We start from the raw sequence: 21,292 nt of genomic DNA on the forward strand, positions 1-21,292 counted from the left end.
TTCAGGTATTCATTTTCAGTGAAAGATTCAATCCGCGAAGCACCAAATCCGGTATCTCCACGTCAAATAGCTTTTCGTTGTCCAGCAGGCTGGAAAATCCCCCCGTGGCGATGACCTTGGGACGGCGGCCCTCAAAGGCCTCCTTGGTCAGCCGGGAGGTGATCTCTTTAATCATGCCGATCGCACCAAAGTAAAGGCCGGACTGGATGCTCTCGACTGTTGAGCGGCCCAGGCACTCCTTGGGTCTGAGAATTTCAACCGAAGGCAGCTTGGAGGTGCGACTCTCCAGGGATTCCATGGAAATTCTTAAACCGGCAAGGATGACGCCACCCAAATATTGGCGGGTGGCTGATATCGCACAAAAAGTTGTCGCCGTACCAAAATCGATGATCAGCAAATCTTGTCCCGGATAAAGATCAGAGGCGGCAATGGCGTTGGCAATGCGGTCAGCACCGACCTCTACTGGATTGCGGTAGTTGATCTTAAGCCCGGTCTTGACTCCTGCCTGCAAAATAAAGGGATTCTTGTGGAAGTATTTGAGGCAGCAGTTCTTGAGCGAGTGCAGGGTCTCGGGCACCACGGTACAGAGAGAGATGCGATCAATGGCATCGGGGTCCACTCCGTTTTCTCTGAGCACCGAGCGCAAAAACAACCCGTACTCATCGGATGAGCCTCCGCCCCTGGAGTTGCGGCGAAATTGAATCAACAATTTGTCGTCTTCAAAAACACCGCCATGAATTTGGCTATTGCCCACATCTAAACACAAGATCATAAAGTCACCTCCGGTCCAGGCTCCCGCCGTGATGGGGAAACAAAACTGGAACCTTCTTCAATTAATCGAATCAAAAAGCTGGCCATCTCAGACTTGGTTTTTCCAGATCCCACCAAAGAAGACGGGTTGTACACCTGAAAGGGATGCTGATGGTCGCTGATCTCACCCAAGTCGTTTGCCACCACGTAGTCGGGGCCGCTCTGGCTCAGCAGGCGCCGAACCGCCGCCTGGCGAGCGTCCTCAGATTTGGTATTGGTCAGTTTAAAGCCCACAACCTTAATCTCTTTGTTTGTGGACCAATCGCGCACCATGGAGATTAGCTTTGGATTAGGTACGAGCTTAATGTTGACGTCATGTCCGGACGGGATCTTGCCAGAAGTTTTGACAACAGTACCGTCAGGATTCTCCACATGATCGACAGAAAAATCGGACACTGCCGCCGCCTGAAGAATCACATCAAAAGATTTGGATTTCAAAAGATCGGCCATTTGCGATTTCAAGTCCGCAAAGGAGTCAAAGGTCCTGGAGGTCAGTCCGGCACTTGAGTGAGTCAGTGGAGACAGCCCACTCTTAAGCAGAGTCACCTGATGTCCCCTCTCGGCCAGTCTCTCAGCTAAATACACGCCAGTACGGCCGGTGCTGAAGTTGGTGAGAAAGCGCACGCCATCAATGGGCTCCCGGGTGCCGCCGGCGGTGATCAGAATACGCTGGGGAACAAAGCCGGCTTCCATCACTATTTCCCTTGTCTCGCCTTGGGTGGCCTTGAGGATTTCCCCGAGGATCACCTCTGGGTCTAAGAGTTTGCCCGCACCCACATCGCCACAGGCCAAAATCCCCGTGTCGGTGGGAAATACTTGGGCTCCCCAGTGTTCCAGTGTTTCCAGTGAGGACCGAGTGGCTGGATGGACAAGCATGGAGGAATTCATCGCCGGAAAGATCAAATAGGGCTTGGAAAAATTCTGCGCCAGAAACACCGAGCCGATGAGATCGTCACTCAAGCCGTTGGCTAAACGATTCAAAGTATTGGCGGTGGCGGGGCAGAGGACAAAGACATCGGCCCATCGGGCCCAATCAATGTGGCCCATCATTTCGCCGGTGGCAAAAATATCCGTGGCCACCGGGCGCCCGGTGAGGCCTTCCAGAGTGGCGTCGCCAATGAACTGTCTGGCGCCAGAGCTGGTGACCACCTGGACCTGATGACCTTGTTGCACCAACTGGGAAATCACCCCGCAGGCCTTATAGGCGGCAATCGAACCGGTGATTTGAAAGAGAATGTTTTTGCTAGTTTGTTGGGACATTGTCGATCAACCTCACTTTGCCAAGATTCACAGCCGCAAGTCTGCGGCCCCAAAGTTCTTCCACGTAGTCCACTTGAAAACCCGCCGCTGTGAGCATCTCCTTGGCCGAGGCAATCGAGTCCGCCATGGTGAGGATCTGCTGAAACTGAGGGGCCTTTTTTCGTTCACTTGCCGTCAGGCGTAAATTGCGCGAACTCATGGCCAGCCCATCGTCCTCGCGAACCAGCGGGCAGGCGATGATTTCAGTGTCCATAAAAAAGGCCTCGGCCATCCCCTGAATCAGTCGCAATTGTTGAAAGTCCTTCTCGCCAAAATAGGCTCTTTCAGCTTGAGCAATGTTGAGAAGCTTCATCACCACGGTTAAAACGCCATCAAAATGACCAGGGCGATGAGCACCGCAGAGGAGTTTGCTCTCTTCATTTTCTGAAACCTGGTAGCGGTACTTGTCTGGATAGATCATGTCGAAGTCGGGGAGAAGGACATATTGAACCCCAGCCATCTTGAGCTTGTCCATGTCCTCTTCAACCAGATTCGGATAGGCCTCAAGATCGGATTGATTGTCAAACTGGGTGGGGTTGACAAACAAACTCACCAAGGTTTTATCGTTTTCCTCAAGGGTCTTTTCCACCAAAGACAAATGGCCCTGATGAAGGGCTCCCATGGTGGGAACAAATCCCAGGCTGAGGTTGGCCTTACGGTCCTCCTGGCGCTGCTTTTTCCATGTGGGCAGGTGGCAGAATATTTCCATTACTCGTAACTCTCTTCAATATTGGGAAAGCTGACCTCTTTAACAGATTGGTCGTATTGATTGACGGCATTCAGAATCAGCTCGGCGCCATTTAAATATTCACGCAAGAATTTCGGCTTAAATCCCTGATTCAGGCCAAGCATGTCCTGAAGCACAAGCACCTGGCCGTCGGTGTTGGGGCCAGCACCAATGCCAATGGTCGGGATGATGAGTTCTCGCGAAATCCGCTCGGCCAAGGCCGAAGGCACACATTCGAGAACGAGTGAAAAGCAGCCATGATCCTGAAGAGCTTTGGCCTGTTGGAACAACAGTTCCGATGAGTCTGCATCACGGCCCTGGACGCGAAAGCCTCCGAGTTGGTGAATCGATTGGGGGGTGAGGCCTAAATGCCCCATCACCGGTACACCTGATTCTACAATGTGGGCCACGAGCTCCAGGTTTCCTGCCGCGCCCTCTAGCTTAACGGCATGGGCTCCGGTTTTCATCAAGGTCTCCACCGCATTCATGTTTTCCGACAAGGTCTTGCGATAGGACAAAAATGGGAGATCCGAAATAACAAATTTATCTGGCGCTCCGCGGACAACAGCGGCGGTGTGAGCCGCCATCAGATCTACCGAAGCGGGGAGTGTGGTGGGATGTCCGTGCATCACCATTGCCAGGCTGTCGCCAACCAAGATGCAGTCCACGGAAGACTGATTGAGAATGCGCGCCGACCAATAATCATAGCAGGTAATCATGGAGATTTTTTTGCCGGCCTTTTTCATCTTCTGAAAATCAAGCATGGACATCGGGACCTCCTGGGGAAGGTGAGCGAACCGCAGGGCTCATCTTGGGTGAGTGGAGTTGAACAAAGGCCTCATAGATGGGTCCAAGAGGCCTACCGCGAAGGGCGGAGAGGTTCTTTTGAATTGTTTGGCTGTCGCCCCGGGCAAGTGGGCCGGTCAGGGCGGACAGGGGATCTTTGACTAAATTCTCAGTTGTCTGCTGCAGATAGGGAATGAGGTTCTGCCAATCAATACCCAGACGAGAAAACTCAAGCAGGACCTGCTGCCAAAGAACGACAGTGAAGTTACTGCTGGCTACGCATAGAGCGTGATAAAGAGGCTTTAGCCTGGGCTCGATTTCCGCGTATGGGTTGGAGAGGTTTGGGCAGATGCAGTCTAAGCTTGGTTGACCCTCTTCGCCAACAAAGAGAATTCTTTCGTAAAACTCTTCCGTATAAAGCTCGCCGGCAAAAGTCATCAATGGGTGAAAGGACAAAGTGCCGGGAATCACCAAGCTACCGGAGCAATGGATCACCTGTCGGGTGGTCACCTCCGGATGGGTCTCAACAAAGGTTGCGATTTCTTTGTCTTGAATCAGGAGCCACACATACTGGCACTGCTTAAGACTTGTGAGGAGCCTCTCTTTATTGTTGGGAATCTCAGCGGGCGAAATGGAATTAAAATCAGGATCACGATTGCGCGACCAAGAAACTGTGGGAATGTTCTTAAGGTGAAAATAGTGTTTGAGGTGTCGGGCCAGGCGTCCGGAGCCTACAAGCAAATGGCAATGCTGCCCGTTCTGAATTTCAGGTACCCGTCCCATGGATCAAGTCCCGCCTTATCGGCATCAGGTTAGGAAAACGACTTTCACAAACAGTGGGTCACCATCAAATGAGTAAGTGCCCAACAGGCGGGAACATAGCAGAATTTGGGCGAGACACCAAGCTCTTCTCCGAGTTTGAAAAGCTCAAGAGGATCCTTCGATCGAAGGAGACTGCAGGTCTTTCGCCGACTTAACGTACAGCGTCGATCACAAATTCTGATGATCTTGTCTTCGAGCTAATAATTTTCGTTAGAAATCGGGCTGTGGGATAAGTGCCCCTGTCAGCGGGACTCACCCGCAAAAACTTAGGGGGAACCATGAAAAGACTCATTCAAAAAACAATTATCGCTGCAACCGTCGCCGTCGCTTTTGTCCAGGCCCATGCCTCGCAAATGCCATCTTGGACTCTGCATGCTCCGCTTGAAACCTTTAACCTTCACTCAGATCACGCCGCTGGCAACAAAGTCATTGGTGGAGACGTGGTGGTTAATCTCGAAAAGAAAGTGATCACCTTAACTGTTCAACAAACTATCGACTGTCCTCCGGGCATGGCCTGTATCGCCCTGGCTCCTGCCCCTCTTAGAGTTCACCTTCCACTGATTTCAGAGCAAGTCAGTGCCTGTGGCGATATCGTTTACATTGCTCAACGCAATGACCTTCCTGTCGATGGTGGTTTGGAAACTCTGACGGTTGTTGATCACACTCAAAACGAGTGCCCAACCCTGATCATCTTGCCAGCGACTTCAATTAGCTATGAGACCTATTATATGAGCCGAATTCCCGGACACCCGAACCACCAAGCGGTATCCACTTTTACTGCTGGACCACTCCAGGGGTTGAATTGGATCCTTCCTGTTGAGTAACCAGGATCGTGCATCAATTCGGGGAAACCACGGGTTTTGGGGGTTGCGAAAGCAGCCCCCATTTTTTTTGCCTCGGGTAGAATCAATCTTCCAGTTGCGGAGTGACTTCGTGAGGCATCAGGCGCTTGGCACTTCGGAAGTAAGTGCGCGGGCTTAATTCTAACAGATCGCGAACTTTGGCCATGTAGATACAGGCGTATCGCTCCATCTGGTAGGCAAAAAAGCTCTCTTCGATCCCCACCCTCATGACGTCTCCCCAGCGGGCGTTGAAAATTTCCTGCTGAGATTTGATGAGAGGAGCAATTTTTTTGTCGATCTCTGAGATCTGCCCAAGGTATCCGTTGATGGCCTCTTCCTTCTCGTTTTTGCCCGTCTCAATCTTGGTAGAAATCAACCGGTCTAACTCGATTTCAAGGGGAAGCTTCCTGGCCATTAAATCATTGATCTGTTCAATAAATGGTTGGGCACGAGTGATTTTGTCGATCTCGTCTTCCAGCTCCTCCACAACCAGAGCGGTTCTCCAGGCACAGTCCTTTTTCAAGCGCACCACATCGCCATAGATGTGGTCACCAATGTAGAGGATTTCATCGGCGCTTAGGTTCAGGTCTGAGGTAAAAATCGAGGCGCAGCCACCCTGATACACGCCCGGGCCAATCTTGCGCTCGAGGTTCGTCATCATGCCACTTTTAGGGTCTACCTTTAGAAATTTAAGATTGTCATAAAAGAACCGAGGCTTGTCGGCCGAGGTGATGACGATTTCAAAAAAGTCTTCCCAGGTCTGTCCCTGCAAAAAGGGATTGATAGAATAGTCGAGTAGCAATTTGGTGTAGTGAAAATCCGAGTTGGTAACAATGAAGACCTTTTTGCCATGGGCCTTGTAGCGTTCCAGACAGCGCACCACACTCTCATCTTTGAGGATATAGTCATCCAGGTTTTGCGCGACAACATCCTTTAGGCTGCCGTCGCGATGGGCTTTGTCCAGGCAGGAGTTGAGGTCGTCAGCAATCATGCCATAGTCCGGCAGAGTCTGATGTTCCGACTGATCTTTGAGGTCCACTAGCTGGGCAAACAAGCCACAGAAGGCGATGGAAAAAGTCGTATTGACGATGTCAAAGCCCGGATCACCCAAGTCCACATAGGCACTCTTATAGAGTTTCCTCTGTTGGGAATAAGTGATCGGGGTCAGACCGTGATAGCTTACGCGAATGGCGGCATGGCGACTTAGCTTTAGAATATTGCCCCGGTGGATGTCGATCACCAAGCCGCGAATGCTGCGGTCAAAATCAAATTTGAGGTGACGAATCAGATCCGGATAGCCCTTGTCAGCAATGAGCTTTTCAAGAAGAATTTTATGTGTCAGTTCTTCAAAAGCGCGGCTGTTGTAGCGGATCAGGGTGTGATCCATATCGAAGCCAATGTAGTTGATGCGTTTCAGATTTAAAGTGCGATTGACATAAACTCGACCAGTGTGTGCCTTCATTAGTCTTCACTTCTCCCTTCGGTGACGAGGCCGAGCTCATTCCAGAGAATCATGCCTCCCTTCATGTTGAACACAGAGGTAAACCCATTTTCGATCAAAAAGGCCGCGGCGTGGCCCGAGCGGTTGCCACTTCTGCAAATAAGAACAATGGTTTCATCTTTTGGCAATTGGCCGATCTGATTGGGCAGGTAATCCAAGGTCAAAAGTTCCGCTCCCGGGATGTGACCAAGCTCCCCCTCAAACTCATCTGGCCGCCGGACGTCAATGAGCATCACCCCATCTTTTTGTTGCAAAACCTCTTCTGGAGCCACGTCGTGGACGTCGCGGTGCTCTGGATTTAAGGTTTTGGACTGAAAATCAACAAATCCCTTCGGCATAGAGGTGTCCTTTCTGGTATGGTCGGAACTGCTGACCTTCGAGTCTATTACCTTCCATTGACAAAGTCGACGTCAATCAACTCAGGAGCAGAATGCGTGGAAAGTTTGACTGAATCCCAACAGCAAGCCTGGGATTTGCTGCAGGGAGAAAATCCTGTTTTTCTCACCGGTGAGGCCGGTAGCGGCAAAAGTTATTTGGTGCGAAAGTTCACCCGGGATCACGACCCGAAGGAGTTTCCGGTTCTCGCCAGTACAGGTGCCGCAGCCGTGTTGGTGGGAGGAAGGACCCTGCACAGTTTTTTGGGGTTGGGGATTTTGGAGGGCGGGTTGGATCGCGCCGTGGCCAAGGCTTTGGGAGATCGGCGGGTGGTCCGGCGAATCAAGAAAGCCAAAGGTCTCATCATTGATGAGATATCCATGATTTCAGGAGAGACTCTGAAGGCCGCAGAAATGGTGTGCCGCCTGGCCCGAGAGGAACAAATTCCCTGGGGTGGCCTCAAAGTCGTGGTGGTCGGAGATTTTGCCCAACTGCCTCCCGTCGAGCGGTTTCGCCAGGGAACCCCGGACTGGGCCTTTCGCAGTCGGACGTGGAGGGAGTCAGAGTTTAGCCCTGCACTTCTAAAGCAGAATTTGCGCACGGGGAATCCGGAGTTCTTGCAGGTTCTCAATTCAGTCCGCAAGGGTGAGGTGACTCCCTTGGTGCGCGATTTTTTGCGTGAGCGCAGCCAACCGGTGCCCGAGGATTTTGAAGGAACCCGATTGTATCCTCGGCGCATCCAGGCTGAAAAGCACAATGAGATGCGGTTGGGAAAATTGAAAGGGAAGCTTCATCACTTTCCCTCTGTCTACAGCGGAGAATCGCGCTATGTAACTGCCATGAAGAAGTACTCACCACTTCCGGAGGAGCTAAAGCTCAAAGAGGGCGCCTTGGTGATGCTTCGGCAGAATGATCCGCGCGGGCGTTGGGTCAATGGCAGCACGGGAACATTACGGGCTGTGGGAGATGAGACCTTGATTATTGATTTACTGTCGGGTCCAAGAATTGAGATCGAAAAGACCACCTTTAGTTTGTTGGATGCAGAAGGAAAGGTGCGGGCGGCAGTGACCAACTATCCAGTCATTTTGGCCTGGGCGGCGACGATTCACAAATCACAGGGAATGACTCTGGATCGGTTGGCCGTGGATCTGGGTGATTTGTGGGAGCCCGGTCAGGCCTACGTGGCCTTGAGCCGAATCACCAATCCCGATAATTTATGGTTGACCAGTTGGCAGGAAAAGTCTGTTCGTGCTGATCCAGTGGTGACTCAGTTCTATGAGGAGATGGGCTCCAGATAAAGAATCATTTCAATAGCCGTACACTGACAGGGTGGCTTTCCGCAGCGGGTGCAATCGTAATCCACTTCACTCCAAAACAGTGGGTGTTCGCCAATGGCCTTGAAGCCGAGCTTTTCCAAATACCGCATACTTGAGTTATTTGGAGATTCCTTCCAACTATGGGCAACGACCGCCTGGCAGCCCATGGCTCTCAGGTCTTGGAGAGAGGCCTGAGACAGCTTAGGTCCCCATCCCTTTCCTTGGAGCTGAGAGCTAATAAACAGACTTTTAAAGTAGGCCACGGATTCAGGAGGGACGTTCCATCGGTCGGTAAACAGAGGGGCCGTCTCCAGTTGGAGCCACCTTGATGGTGGATAGGTGACCCTCACGCCATAAATCTGACCATCGACTCGATTGACGAGGACATAGCAAAAAGAGTGACCGTGATGGCAGGAGAGATCATAGAGCTTGTGGAAATCTTCCGGCGAATAGTAGCGCGCACCGATGTTTTCATCGGTGAACTCCAGGAAGGCCTCCTGATGGCTCAAATTCAAAGGTTGTAGCACCAGCTCCATAACTCTATTGTAACTGATCGGAGTCTCTGCTCAAAATGGCCTCCCCCGTTATCTGGGTGATATGGAGAAATGTAAGAGTTTTCATGTGGTTATATGGATGTGTCGGCCTAGATGGGACTTGTCTATTAGACCAAAACGTGGTTTGTAGACTAGCAGGTCAGTGAAAAAGGAGGACTTATGAGTGCTACGGAAAACAATCCGATTGCTTTAAATGGAATGGAGTTTGTGGAATTTGCCTCTCCAGATCCAATGGCTATGGCCAACCTTTTCGAGGCTTTTGGCTTCAAGAAGATCGGCCAACACAGGCGCAAAAAAGTTTCTCTTTATCGGCAAAACGAATCGAACCTGATCTTGAACGAGGACCCGAACAGTTTTTCTGTGGCTTTTGCCAAGGAACACGGACCCTGTATTTCGGCAACTGGCTGGCGCGTGGATATAAATGGTAAAGAGGCCCAAGATGTGGCGGCCTCCCGTGGTGCGAAGCCCCTTGAGGGCGGAGATGCCTCGGGCCACAGTTTTCCGGGGATTTATGGAATTGGGAATTCAGCTGTGTATTTTGTGGATAAGTACGGTGGCGACAATATCTATGACGGTGACTTTGAGTACACGACTGACGACAAAGTTCCCTCGGGCTCCGGCCTTATGTATGTCGACCACATGACCAACAACGTCCCGTCTGGTGAAATGCAGAAGTGGTGCGATTTTTATGAACAGGTATTTGGCTTTCGCGATATTCGATTTTTTGACATCAAAGGTGAATCCACTGGGTTGATCTCAAAGGTGATGCGTTCACCTTGCGGCAAGATCACCATTCCGATTAATGAGCCAACAGATGGGAAGTCTCAGATCCAGGAGTACTTGGACGAGTACCATGGCTCTGGAATTCAGCATTTGGCCTTTCTAACGAATGACATTATTTCAACCATCAAGAGCCATCGTCAAAACGACATTCGCTTTTTGGATGTGCCAGATACTTACTATGAGGCGGTACCGGATCGATTGCCGAATGTGACTGAGGACCTGGGCGTGCTTCAAGACCTTAAGGTGTTAGTTGATGGTGACTCTGAGGGCTATTTGCTGCAGATGTTTACCGAGAACATCATTGGTCCAATCTTTTTTGAGATCATTCAGCGCAAGAACCATCAGGGATTTGGCGAAGGCAACTTTCAGGCTTTGTTTGATGCAATTGAAAGAGATCAGCGCCGTCGTGGATATTTGAAGTAGGGGGAGTTCATGTACCATTACAGTCAGGGTAAGGCGACCAGACAGGCCCACAAGGGAATTCCCGAGGGGCACTTTGAAGAAGAGCAGGGGACTAAGGGTTTTTTTGGTCCGGTCTCTCACTTGATTCGCAAGAACCCCAGCACCAACTGGGTTGAGATCGACGGCCCATTAAAGCCACGCATGTATGACCTGGTCGAACTGCCTCATCGGGCTGGAATGCAGAGAATGCTCTTTAATCAACACATGGGCATTTACAACATGTGGATGAAGCCGGGGGACGAAAAAGAGTTTGTCGCTCGACGTAACGCCGACGGGGATTTGCTCTACTTTTGCCATAAGGGCAAAGGAATCTTGTTCTCCGACTACGGCATGTTGGAGTTCGAGGCAGGCCACTACGTGGTCGTCCCCAAGTGTATCACTCATGCCTTTCACCCATTGGACGCCTGTCAGTTTTTCGTGGTTGAGAATCGATCGAGCCACTATGAGGAGCCGGATCGTGGGCCGGTAGGTCGGAATGCTCTTTACGATGCCAATGCTCTGGTGAAGCCGGACCTTGAAGGGCAGGAGAAAAAGTTGGCGGCTCTTAATTTGGATCCACGTATCATTGCTGTCAAACACCTCGATGAAATGACGACTTATAAATACAACACCAATGTCTTTGATGTGGTCGGGTGGAAGGGGGATTTGTACCCCTTTACTCTGCACGTGGATCACCTCATGCCTTTGATGAGCCACAAGGCTCACCTGCCGCCAAGTGCCCATATCACCTTTGTGGCCCGCGACTTTGTGGTGTGCACTTTTGTTCCCCGTCCATTGGAGACGGACAAGGACGCTCTTAAGGTGCCCTTTTACCACCAGAACATCGATTATGATGAGGTCCTCTTTTATCACGACGGTGATTTTTTCAGTCGTGATAACCTTCATCCGGGGATGATGAGCTTTCATCCTGCGGGCTTTGCCCACGGTCCTCATCCGAAAGCGATTAAGACCATCGATAACAAGACTGAAACCAACGAGTACGCGGTCATGGTTGATTCCCGCTGGCCTCTGCAAAGGGATCCTTCTTTAGATAGTGTTGAGCTCAGCGAATACTGGAAGTCCTGGCAGGGGTAAGTGTGGAGTATCGGCCTGGTGATATTTTAGACGATCAACAGGCCATGTCCCTGGCTCTTGACGAGGGCAAAAAGGGTTTGGGGCGGGTATCACCCAACCCTCCAGTTGGCTGTGTCATTGTCGATAAAGATCACAGGTTAATATCAGCGGGTCACCACCAGAGATGTGGCGGCCCTCATGCCGAAATCGAAGCGCTCAATCAGGTTGATGACCCGAACAGGTTGGAAGGAGCGCAGGTTTTTGTCACCCTTGAGCCCTGTTCTCACCACGGAAAAACTCCCCCCTGTGCAGACAAGCTAGCCAGTTTGCCGTTAGCCCGAGTCGTCTATGGTTTGCAGGACCCCAATCCTAAAGTTGCTGGTCGGGGAGCTGAAAGGCTTTCCAGGGCGGGAATCAAAACTCAGGTTTGGTCGGGTTCCCTTGGCGATGAGTTAGCCGAACTCATAGAAGTATTTCGCTGCAACATGGAGAAGGGGCGACCCTTTTTTGCTCTCAAAGTGGCCACCACTTTGGACGGTAACCTTGCTGAGAAGTCCGGAAAAAGCCGGTGGATTACAGGGGAAGAGTCACGCCAACATGTCCACATTTTGCGTTCTTACTACGATTCGGTTTTGGTTGGTTGCAACACAGTCATCGTTGATGACCCGAGGCTCAATATCCGTCTTGGTGACGATGTTCGCAAAAATAAGGTCGTTATTTTGGACCCACAAAATAAACTGGGTTTTCAGATGAGGACTTACGAGTTGTTTAAGTGCCGTGGCCCAGTCGATGTTTTTCAAATCGTTAGTCCAGGGTATGAGGGTGGCGCTGACACCGATTGGAACCAACTTTCGTTGCCACTTGGTCCTACAGGTCATTTTGACTCTCTGGCTCTGGCGCATTCGCTTTTTAAGGCCGGAATCAATTCTGTTTTTGTCGAGGGCGGTGCAGACACCTTTTCCCAACTGGTGGGTTCGGGGATCGTGGATCGCTTGTATTTGTTCATGGCTCCCAAACTACTTGGCGGGATTAATGGTAAGGGCTGGTTGAATGGCTTTGCCAGTCAGGGTCTCGACACCTGTCCCAAGATGAGTTCTCATCGCGTTACGACCTTCGGAGAGGATTTCCTGATTGAAGGGCTTCTGCAGATTGCAGACGAAGGCATGGCCTAGGGCTTGTCCATATCTGAGACGAGTTGTCGGGCAGTGAATCAATTTGTATCATTTAGACCTAGTGTCTCCATATTATTCGCGAAATTTTGCCGAGAAATTTCAATAAGTAGCCGATAAGATATGGCTTATAGAGGATATGTTAACTGGTTTTAGAAAACTCCAATCCCGGGGACGAGGCCTGCCTTGCCCAGGTGGTGTGTGCGGCCAACGGAAGTGCGACTGATGAGTGTTGATGATTTGATTCCAAAACAATGGCGAGATCGGGTAAAAGTGGTCGACCTAGCCTCGCCATCGACCTCTCCACAGGAGGGATCAGCAGTCCTTGGTTTGACTGACCAAACGGACGACTCATCAATTCTTGAGCATGCGATTGGTGGTCTGCAGCACATCTGCCAGGTTAACGGTGTCTTTTTTAACCAAGAGGTAAAGGCAGCGGCTCAAATCCTCGTCTCTCCTCAAGATTATTTGAACTTTCCGGTGACAGCCTTGTTGCGGCCGGGCTTCTGCAGTCAGGAAGTTGAAGACGAGATCTGTGTGTTTTCCAGGAGCTTTTCCGGGTCGGGAGAAAAGGATCAGGTATTGGCCGATTTTGTCGAGTGGTCGCAGACGATTTCCAAGTCTGGATCCTTTGTTGACGAGATCAAAAGTGTCGCAGACGAGTTGGTCATGAATGCCGTTTATAACGCTCCGTTTTTGGACTCCCAGGGAGTTCGCGAGGATGTCAGTCTGGAATCTGATGAAGTAAAGAGCGGCCGGGGTCGTCAGGCAACGTTGTTTGCCGGAGTATTTGAGAAGCAGCTTGTGATTGGTTGTCGGGACGATTGGGGTACCTTGAAGGTCGATAGGCTATTGCAAAGGATTAAAGGTACCTTAGATAAGGGAGTGGCTGAGAATATGAACATGGAGGGGCGAGGCGGTGCCGGTATTGGCTCCTACATGATCTACAACGCTGGTGTTTCGTATTACGCGGGAGTTGATATTGGTAAACGAACCGTTGTGTGTTGCAAGGTTCCCTTGGGAATGAGTAACCGAAAAAGGTCTGAGGAGCCTAAAAATCTTCATTTTTTTGAGATAGGCGAGTAACGCATTAGGAGGAACGTATGGGTGAATTTAACGTCAACAAAAAAGAAGATGGTGGGGCATTGGTGATGACCTTCGCCGGCCAAATAGACGAAGACGCCAATTTTTCGGGTGTCGATTTTGGCAGTGCTTCGTCCATTGTCCTCGATTTGGACAAGGTGGCTTCGATTAATTCTTGTGGCATCCGCGAGTGGATCAAATGGATTCGGACGGCGCCATCGGGAAGTGCCATTACCTACCGAAATTGTCCAAAGGTGATCGTTGACCAAATCAATATGGTCGCGGGCTTTCTGCCGGACAATGGTACTGTTGAAAGTTTTTATGTGCCCTACTATTGCGAAGAGTCTGGTAACGAAAAGATGATTCTCTTTAGAAAAGGCGTGGAATTTAAAGACGGTGGTGAAGTATTACCTCCGGGTGACGTCAAGTGTGACGAGTCTGGCGAAGAGATGGAAATGGATGTCATCGAAGCCAAGTATTTCAAGTTCCTCCAGAAGGGTTGATGGATTACAAGTTCTTCGATGCTCTCCTAGATGCGGTATTCATTGTCGATGAGCACCGCAAAATCGTTTACTGTAATGAGTCTGCAGCGACTTTCTGTGAGTCCTCCATTCGCCGGCTCACCAAAGGCGCAAAATTTGACAATGTATTGGATGTTGAGGATGCCTCGGTTTACAATTTCCCTCACCATACTGACGGAATAGGTGAGGCCACTCCCTACATAGAGACTCAGGTGACCCTGAAAGCCGGCAAATCGGGCCGGGTTCAAATTTCCGTCCAGCCCTATCCGAGCCCCAAGGATCAACCTCTTTGGGCCATCATCATTCGCGATGTTACATTGGAAGAAATGCTGGCCAGCAAGTACCGAGGGGAGCTGGAGCAAAAAGAGGAATTTATTTCTCAGCTTCAGGAAGCCAAAAAAGAGCTGGAAGCTTACTCCAAAAACTTGGAAGCCATGGTCGAAGAGAGAACGGCCGAGGTTAAGGCGGCCAACCAGATGCTCAATGCCATTATGAATAGCCTTGGCCAGGGCTTTTTGGTCTTCGATGAAAGCGGAACCTGTTCAGATGTATTTACCCGGGCCTGTATTGATATTCTGGAGACAGAACCTGGCGGCAAGTCGATTGAAGGTGTTCTTAAGCTTGAGGGGCCAGGCAAGGAACAATTTGAGATGTGGCGCAAGGCTGTGTTTTCAGAAACTCTGCCCTTTGATACCTTGATTGACCTGGCTCCGCGCCTGTTTAACCATAGCTCTGGTCGGCGCATCACTCTTGATTACTATCCCATTAAGAAAAACGGATCTGGGATTGATCAACTGGTACTAGTAGCGACTGATAAAACTAGTGAATACGAAACATCACAGGCCTTGGAAATTGAAAAAGAACATGCTCAGATGACTTTGAAAATATTCAAAGGCAGAGATCAGTTTGCCCAGTTTTTGAAGGCCACTCGAATAGCCATCAGCGCTCTTAAAAGACAGTTGGAGCGCTCAAGTCCGGAGAACTTTGACGCCGATGAGGCCTTTCGCCGTCTTCATACCATGGAGGGAGAGGCCGGGGCATTTTCTGCGGTGGAGCTGAGAAATGCGGCCCGAAGTTGCCAGGGTGATCTTGAGCCATTAAGAATGTTGGAGTCAGATGCGGATGCCCCGGCCCTGTTTGCCAAGTTTGTTAATAGTGTGGACGGCTTGTCGGGAGCACTTGATGAGTTCATGGGTCTTCATGGTGAAGTCCTAAAAGCTCTGTCTGTAGATGGAAAAACCAAGGTTGAGGTTGAGGAGCAGGAATTGCGCGATCTCCTTGCTCGGCTTCGTGAGCGGGGAGTGCCCCCGTCTGAGCTTGCACCCCTCCACGATAGGTACTTGAAAAAACCCATTCATCAAATCCTTGAGCACTACAATAACGTCATTCACCTGGTAGCAGAAAAACAGGGAAAGCATGTGGAGGCGATTGAATTTGACGGTGAAAATATCCGTCTCCAGTCTCAGTGCTATCAGAGCTTTTTTGCCTCTCTTGTACATGCCTTCAGAAATGCCGTTGATCACGGGATTGAAGAATCAGATGTGCGCTTGATGTGCAGTAAACCAGAGGCCGGCACAATCCGTGTAAGTACGAACTGGAAGGTCATTCACGGGGGTAAGTGGATAGAAATGATCATAGCGGACGATGGTGGTGGGATACCCGCAGATATTATTCGCGAGAAGTTGAAGAAATTCGTGGCCGAGGACAAGATATCCGAGATGAGTGATGAAGATGTTTTGCAGTATATCTTTCACCCCGGGTTAAGCAGTCGTGATGTGGTCGGTGAGTTTTCCGGACGGGGAGTGGGAATGGACGCGATCAAGACGGAAGTCTTGAATCTTGGCGGTGAGGTACACGTCGAAAGCTCACTGGGCGAGGGCACAAAGATCACAATACTAATTCCAGAAGTGGATGGTGAGCTGGACCTGGCCAAATCGGCCTGAGATTCTGTGGACGATCTGAGAGGGTGGCTGTTATTATGGATCAGATAGTGACGGCTGGGACTTAAAAATGTTCGGTAAAGAAACACACATTTTGGTGGTCGATGACTCGGTGAACATCCGTCGGGTAATTGTCGACAATCTGACCCGTCTGGGATTCAAAAAAGTGGCAACAGCGAGTGAAGCCAACGAGGCATTTGGCAAACTGTCGTTTTTTGTGGATAGCCCAACTCCGATTCAGTTGGTTCTGTCGGATCTCAATATGCCAGGACCAAGCGGTCTGGATTTTCTAAAGAAGGTTCGCGCCGACGAGAAGTTTAAGGACCTGCCGTTTATTCTTATAACGACAGAGAGCGAAAAAGGGGCTGTCATTGAGGCGGCGGTGAGTGGCGTCAGCGGATATGTGGTCAAACCGTTTAACATCGAGACACTCACCAAGCGGCTTCAGGACGCCTGGACCAAGCATCACGGCGGCGGAGAATAAGCCCCGCAGGTGACGCGGCGAGCATGGCTATTCCTTGGCCCAGTCGGACCACTTAAATCATCATAATTTTTCTCAAATTTCCGATAAGACACTTGGATGAAAAAGGGTGAAATTAATATTCTTGTTGTCGACGACGACGATAGTTCTCGCGCAGCGCTAGCTGAGGCCATTAAGCGTGCAGGATTTCGGGTTACCGAGGCTTCCAAAGTCGAGGAGGCTTTGAACGCCGTTCGCATTAAGCCGGTTCATGGCGCCATCCTCGATTGTATGTTGCCGCGGATGAATGGCATTCAACTGGCAACCGAGTTGCGCTCCAGTCGCTTTGGCAATGGCCCTCTGGTTTTTGTCTCAGGGATATTTAAGGATCGGGCCTTTGCTCAAGATGCGATTAAAAAGACTAAGGCTTTGGAGTACTTTACCAAACCAGTTCCATTAAACGCATTGGTTGAGATTTTTGAAGACAAACTGAAAGATCTTATCGACGCCCCTAAGGTTCCTCTTCACGCACTCTTGTCGAAACCCTATGCATCCAACCGTGAGCGTCTGAAGGCTCTCGAATCGATCGAGGAAATCACCGGCTTTGATTTGCCATTGGTCATCTCGATCATTATGGACTCGGAGAGCACAGGCTTCTTAAACGTGGTGACAAAAGAAGGCGATATCTCCGGGATCACATTTGTAAAGGGCGGCATCACCAAAGTGGACACTGCGGAAAGTGGCAGCATGGTGGGAGGGCTTCTTATCAAAAAGGGCTTTCTCACCCAAAAGGACTTTGAAGAGCTACCAGAAAAAAAGCGCAGGGGTGATGTGCTCAAGCACCTGATTAATGAGAGCTTGATCAGCCCCCATGCGGCTGACGTGGTCAAGGCTGAACAGGCGATTCACGGTCTTCGTGGGCTGTTTAAAAACGTGCCTCTGCAGATCAACTTTGTTCCCGAACGCATTAGGGACAAGTCGACGCCGGTTAACGCCACCCAGCTGACCCCGATGTTTAACGAAATCATACAACAAGAGATTTCGCTTCCCTGGTTTGAGAAGTTCTATCATGATTGGCTCGACCATCCCATGCGTATGGGCCCCGACTTTTCCGACGATCATCAAGTGCTTAAACTTGGGGTGGCGGATGATCTGCCCAATCTTGTGGAGAATCTTCACAAGGAACTTACAATTAACGAGGTCCTTGACGAGCAAGGCTATGACAAGGAGAAGTTTTTTAAAGCACTTCACTTAATCGCCTTACGCCGTTTGATTGTATTTGATGATGCGAAGCGGACCAAGAACCTTGAAGAGCAGTTGGCGCGTTTAAAGGTGATTTTAAAGGAAGTGGAGAAAAAGAACCCCTTTCAGATTTTTGAGTACTTCGGAACCGGCCCGAATCCCCACGTGAAGGACGTGGAGCGGATCTACAAAGAATTTGCCCGCGCCAACCATCCGGACATTTTACCTCCGAATGCCACTGAGGAAGTAAAGCAGACCGTTCACAAGGTGTACGCCATTGTTTCTGATGCCTATGATATTTTAACCAATGAAGGCAAGAGAGAGCGATTCGTCAGCGGTCAGCGCCAGCAGGAGGCGGAAAAGCAACTGCGCGCAGAAGGGATTGCCGAAGAGGCCCTTGTTCAGCTTCGGCGGGGTCGTGCCAGTGTGGCTCTTGAAAAACTGGAAGAAGCTTATAAACTTCATCCCTGCACGGCGAACGTGATTTCCCTGTGTTGGGCCAAGCTTAAGGCCCATACTGGGGATGTGCCCTATGAGGTTCAGAAAGAGGTCGGTCATCTATTGGAGCAGGTGACCCACGAGGATCGTCGTTCGCCCAATTATCTTTTTGTCAGCGGTTTGCTCAAAAAGGCTGGGGGAGACTATGAAGGTGCTCATGCTCAGCTTGATAAAGCTTTGGCTCTAGACCCGAATTTCCTCGATGCTCGGCGGGAGATCTCCTCACTCAAGCGGGCAAAGGCCACTAGTGCTGACAACACCTTTACCGGTGAGCTCACGTCAATCGTCGGTCGGTTGTTTAAGAAACAAGCCAAGAAATAAAGGCCCCCTTAATTTTTGATCTGCAAAATCCTTCATCAGTGAAATCGGTCACTCAGCCTCCCGCCATGCGCGACGGCAGAGGATTCGGATTTACGGAAATGGCTCGGTACCCAGACCTTCTTCTCCGATAAAGGAGGTCCCAGGTTTTGCAGATCAATAATTAAGGGGCTGAGTGCGATGGAATTGGAGAATCATTTTTCGCGAAGTTTGCGGATGTTTTGCTGGAGGATGGCTTCGAGGACCTTGAGTTCGTTGTCGGTGGGTAGATTGTGTAACAATATGCGCTTGAGGGTGATATAGGCACTAGAGCGTCGCTTTTCCAGATCAAATCCCATGGCCACCAGCCAGTCGCGAATAGATTGGTCAGGAAAGAAAAGCTTGCGCCCCTTTTCATTGTCGTCCACGCCACCTGACTCCACGGGCTGAGAATCTTCACTGGCGCCATCTGCTTCAATTGAATGGGCCCACTCCTGAGCAATGTAGGACGCCAGGATGGCGGCGTGACTGAGGTTGATACTGGGGAACTCCCCAAAGGTGGGAAGGCTGGCCCGGTAGTTCACGAACTTAAGATCCTCGGCAGAGAGGCCGTCGTCTTCAGGGCCCAAAATTAAATATACAGGTAGAGGCACAGTCTCCGGCGGATCAACAGGAATTCGCGACAGGACTTCAGGAAGAGGTAGGGCACTGCGGAGCTTGCCATCCCTGCGCGTGAGGCCGATTCGAATGCCTCGGCCTTCTTGCGAATAAAACTCCTCCCAGGAAGAATAAGTGAGACGTCTCTCCAAAAAATCTTGGGCCCCGGCAGCGCCTTGGCGAGCCTTGGAATTAACCTCGCACTGGGGATCGACCAAAATAAGTCGATGAAATCCCATATTTCCCATGACCCGGGCTGTAGCTCCCAGATTGGTAGGGTAAATAGTTCGCACCAGTACAAGGTTGAGTTCGACTAACATGGCATCGTTTTAGCCAGTCGGATGCCTTCGGCTATACAGCTCTGCACGTCTTCAGAGCGGGGGGGGTTCTCAACTAGATTTTTTTCTATTCGTTTTGCAATGTCATGTAGGTCGAGCTGTAGAGCCAGCTCCAGAAGTTCCACTCCCATGAGCCACTTGCCGGCGTAATCCTCCAAATATCGAGCCACAAGTCCCTGGAGTTGATCAGCCCGCGCAGTGCCGGTGCTTGTGTTATTTCGGAGGTCTCGAATACTTTGGTAAAAATCAAACTCTCTTAGGCGCTCAGGACTTCTTTCCTTTGATGGCACACGTTTGGCGACAAAGTCATCCAGATTGCCGTAGGAGGTTCGATCGGCGGGTCCGCCAAAGACAGAGGGAATGGTACAGCCAACGGCCATATCGAAGACCCCCCAGCCCGGCTCAAACAAAACCTGGTCTTTATTTTTAACAGTACAATCATTGAAGGCGATGACTACAATTTGGCCATTGCCTCGCAGGATACTCTTGATCTGCCCTTCGACCCAAATGCCACTTGCAAACTCAAGGCGAGTTTTTTGGCCAATCACAATTCCCAAGCGAATTAGGTCCTGGCTGTCCATGGCGGATAGGCATTTAGCCTCGTTCTTAAGTAATCCGACCGGTGATCCAAATCCTTCTTTGTGATAGGTCGTACCATGCCCATCCAGTTCTCGGCGATTAAGACTCAGTTGGGCGGGCCCTTGAAAGCGAACATATGTAGGCTCATCCTGTCCCGCAACCTGACCATGCAGATACTCAACCAAGACACCTGAAACTTGTAGGCCCGAATTGAACTCTACCGTATTGACAGTCTTGGCCTGTACAGCCTTTTCCAATCCAACCAGGCCACCTTGGCGAAACGCCATGCGATGAGCAAGTTCGCCAAGAACGGTCTCAAGAGTTTCAAAGGTGGGTGTCACAAACAGCTGTGGCTGCTGTTCGGTGATGTCGTATGAGTAGTCCAAACAATGAACGGTGAGAGGAATTTTTTTGACCTTGGGCTTTAGACATTCTTTAGATTCACCAACTGAGGACAGCAATCCTGCGCCAAAGATTTTTGGTTCATTCACATCACCAATCAATCCGTACTCAGCCGTCCACCAGTTCATTCGTCCTAGATAAGCGGCTTCGCTGTTGTAGGAAATGGCTGAAGTGGCTTTATCCAAAAGGCGGCCCGCCTCAGCGACCTGATCAGGGGTGCTGGTGGGGTCTTCTTTAGTGTCACTGAGAACACGGATGGCTTCGTACTGATCCATGTCCTCTTTACTGATAATGGCTTTACTTGCGACCTCTCCATATCGCTTAAGATATCGAGCAAAGGCCGGATCGACCAAAATGGGCGCGTGACCTGCCGCCTCATGGACGATGTCCGGAGCGGGAGTGTAAAGAACGTGATCGACGGTGCGCATATCGCTGGCGATCGGCAGAATACCCAAGGACTGAAACTCCATAAAAGCTGCTGGTGGAATAAATCCACTCACCGGCAGAGCCGACCAACCGAATTCCCGCAGTTTTGCATCCATGTCTGAAATGCGTGGGATTTCTTCACTGGTAATGCCGGTCTTGGCAAGGCCATCAACATAGCAGGGGTGGGCATACTCGGACAGGTAGTCGATGAGTCGACGCATAATGTAGCGCCACACGGACTGGTCCTCTGACGTGTATCTCTCGTAATCTTGATCTACCACATACTTTTTGAGGTGATCAGGAATTCTGACATTCTTGACCTTGGAACTGGACACCACAATCTCCTTTTT

20 protein-coding genes are annotated in these 21,292 nt (G+C 50.5%); 10 read left to right on the forward strand and 10 right to left on the reverse strand.

Annotated features, from left to right (window positions below; genetic code table 11):
• Window position 1: 1 nt before the first annotated feature.
• Genes H6624_18320 through H6624_18340 form a run of 5 tightly spaced genes read right to left on the reverse strand, consistent with a single transcriptional unit; the run spans window position 2 to window position 4,405 of the window.
• Window positions 2–772: a type III pantothenate kinase gene (locus H6624_18320; protein MCB9086300.1), complete on the reverse strand. Its 771-nt coding sequence runs from the start codon at window positions 770–772 to the stop codon at window positions 2–4.
• The gene (coaBC, locus tag H6624_18325) at window positions 769–2,070 is read right to left on the reverse strand and encodes a bifunctional phosphopantothenoylcysteine decarboxylase/phosphopantothenate--cysteine ligase CoaBC (GenBank protein ID MCB9086301.1); all 1,302 of its coding nucleotides are present in this window, start codon (window positions 2,068–2,070) and stop codon (window positions 769–771) included. Before coaBC ends, H6624_18320 begins: the two co-directional genes overlap by 4 nt.
• Window positions 2,054–2,818, reverse strand: a complete 765-nt coding sequence (locus H6624_18330) for a pantoate--beta-alanine ligase (protein ID MCB9086302.1) — start codon at window positions 2,816–2,818, stop codon at window positions 2,054–2,056. The genes coaBC and H6624_18330 overlap by 17 nt, the downstream gene beginning before the upstream one ends.
• A complete protein-coding gene (gene panB, locus H6624_18335; GenBank protein MCB9086303.1) occupies window positions 2,818–3,606 on the reverse strand; it encodes a 3-methyl-2-oxobutanoate hydroxymethyltransferase in 789 nt (262 codons plus the stop codon). Before panB ends, H6624_18330 begins: the two co-directional genes overlap by 1 nt.
• A complete protein-coding gene (locus H6624_18340; GenBank protein ID MCB9086304.1) occupies window positions 3,593–4,405 on the reverse strand; it encodes a DUF2520 domain-containing protein in 813 nt (270 codons plus the stop codon). Before H6624_18340 ends, panB begins: the two co-directional genes overlap by 14 nt.
• A 317-nt stretch (window positions 4,406–4,722) precedes the next feature.
• Here H6624_18340 and H6624_18345 point away from each other — a divergent pair, with 317 nt between their 5' ends.
• Entirely contained in the window at window positions 4,723–5,268 is a 546-nt protein-coding gene (locus H6624_18345; protein MCB9086305.1) for a hypothetical protein, read from the forward strand.
• 82 nt (window positions 5,269–5,350) lie between these two features.
• Here H6624_18345 and H6624_18350 read toward each other — a convergent pair whose 3' ends face one another.
• A complete protein-coding gene (locus tag H6624_18350; GenBank protein ID MCB9086306.1) occupies window positions 5,351–6,748 on the reverse strand; it encodes an HAD-IG family 5'-nucleotidase in 1,398 nt (465 codons plus the stop codon).
• Entirely contained in the window at window positions 6,748–7,125 is a 378-nt protein-coding gene (locus tag H6624_18355) for a rhodanese-like domain-containing protein (GenBank protein MCB9086307.1), read from the reverse strand. The genes H6624_18350 and H6624_18355 overlap by 1 nt, the downstream gene beginning before the upstream one ends.
• 96 nt (window positions 7,126–7,221) lie before the next feature.
• Between H6624_18355 and H6624_18360 the strand changes: the two genes are divergently transcribed.
• Window positions 7,222–8,460, forward strand: a complete 1,239-nt coding sequence (locus H6624_18360) for an AAA family ATPase (protein ID MCB9086308.1) — start codon at window positions 7,222–7,224, stop codon at window positions 8,458–8,460.
• Here the strand turns inward: H6624_18360 and H6624_18365 are convergent.
• On the reverse strand, window positions 8,436–9,014 hold the full coding sequence (locus H6624_18365) for a GNAT family N-acetyltransferase (GenBank protein ID MCB9086309.1): 579 nt from the start codon (window positions 9,012–9,014) through the stop codon (window positions 8,436–8,438). The genes H6624_18360 and H6624_18365 overlap by 25 nt on opposite strands.
• Window positions 9,015–9,191: 177 nt before the next feature.
• Here H6624_18365 and hppD point away from each other — a divergent pair, with 177 nt between their 5' ends.
• The 8 genes from hppD (at window position 9,192) to H6624_18405 (ending at window position 18,564) form a co-directional block, all read left to right on the forward strand.
• Window positions 9,192–10,238, forward strand: a complete 1,047-nt coding sequence (hppD, locus tag H6624_18370; protein ID MCB9086310.1) for a 4-hydroxyphenylpyruvate dioxygenase — start codon at window positions 9,192–9,194, stop codon at window positions 10,236–10,238.
• A 9-nt stretch (window positions 10,239–10,247) separates the two neighbouring features.
• Window positions 10,248–11,351, forward strand: a complete 1,104-nt coding sequence (locus H6624_18375) for a homogentisate 1,2-dioxygenase (GenBank protein MCB9086311.1) — start codon at window positions 10,248–10,250, stop codon at window positions 11,349–11,351.
• Window positions 11,352–11,353: 2 nt separating this feature from the next.
• Complete coding sequence (ribD, locus tag H6624_18380; protein MCB9086312.1) at window positions 11,354–12,502, forward strand: bifunctional diaminohydroxyphosphoribosylaminopyrimidine deaminase/5-amino-6-(5-phosphoribosylamino)uracil reductase RibD; 1,149 nt, start codon at window positions 11,354–11,356, stop codon at window positions 12,500–12,502.
• Between the two features lie 222 nt (window positions 12,503–12,724).
• Complete coding sequence (locus tag H6624_18385) at window positions 12,725–13,585, forward strand: hypothetical protein (protein MCB9086313.1); 861 nt, start codon at window positions 12,725–12,727, stop codon at window positions 13,583–13,585.
• A 17-nt stretch (window positions 13,586–13,602) separates the two neighbouring features.
• Entirely contained in the window at window positions 13,603–14,085 is a 483-nt protein-coding gene (locus tag H6624_18390; protein ID MCB9086314.1) for a hypothetical protein, read from the forward strand.
• Window positions 14,085–16,046, forward strand: coding sequence for a PAS domain-containing protein (locus H6624_18395; GenBank protein ID MCB9086315.1), 1,962 nt, complete (start codon window positions 14,085–14,087; stop codon window positions 16,044–16,046). The genes H6624_18390 and H6624_18395 overlap by 1 nt, the downstream gene beginning before the upstream one ends.
• Window positions 16,047–16,113: 67 nt before the next feature.
• Window positions 16,114–16,527, forward strand: coding sequence for a response regulator (locus H6624_18400; GenBank protein ID MCB9086316.1), 414 nt, complete (start codon window positions 16,114–16,116; stop codon window positions 16,525–16,527).
• Between the two features lie 96 nt (window positions 16,528–16,623).
• Window positions 16,624–18,564, forward strand: coding sequence for a response regulator (locus H6624_18405; GenBank protein ID MCB9086317.1), 1,941 nt, complete (start codon window positions 16,624–16,626; stop codon window positions 18,562–18,564).
• Window positions 18,565–18,755: 191 nt separating this feature from the next.
• Here the strand turns inward: H6624_18405 and H6624_18410 are convergent, their stop codons facing one another.
• On the reverse strand, window positions 18,756–19,517 hold the full coding sequence (locus tag H6624_18410) for a TrmH family RNA methyltransferase (protein MCB9086318.1): 762 nt from the start codon (window positions 19,515–19,517) through the stop codon (window positions 18,756–18,758).
• A complete protein-coding gene (locus tag H6624_18415) occupies window positions 19,511–21,277 on the reverse strand; it encodes an aromatic amino acid hydroxylase (protein MCB9086319.1) in 1,767 nt (588 codons plus the stop codon). Before H6624_18415 ends, H6624_18410 begins: the two co-directional genes overlap by 7 nt.
• Between the last annotated feature and the right edge of the window lie 15 nt (window positions 21,278–21,292).

Source organism: Pseudobdellovibrionaceae bacterium (genome assembly GCA_020635075.1).
Lineage (GTDB): Bacteria > Bdellovibrionota > Bdellovibrionia > Bdellovibrionales > UBA1609 > JADZEO01.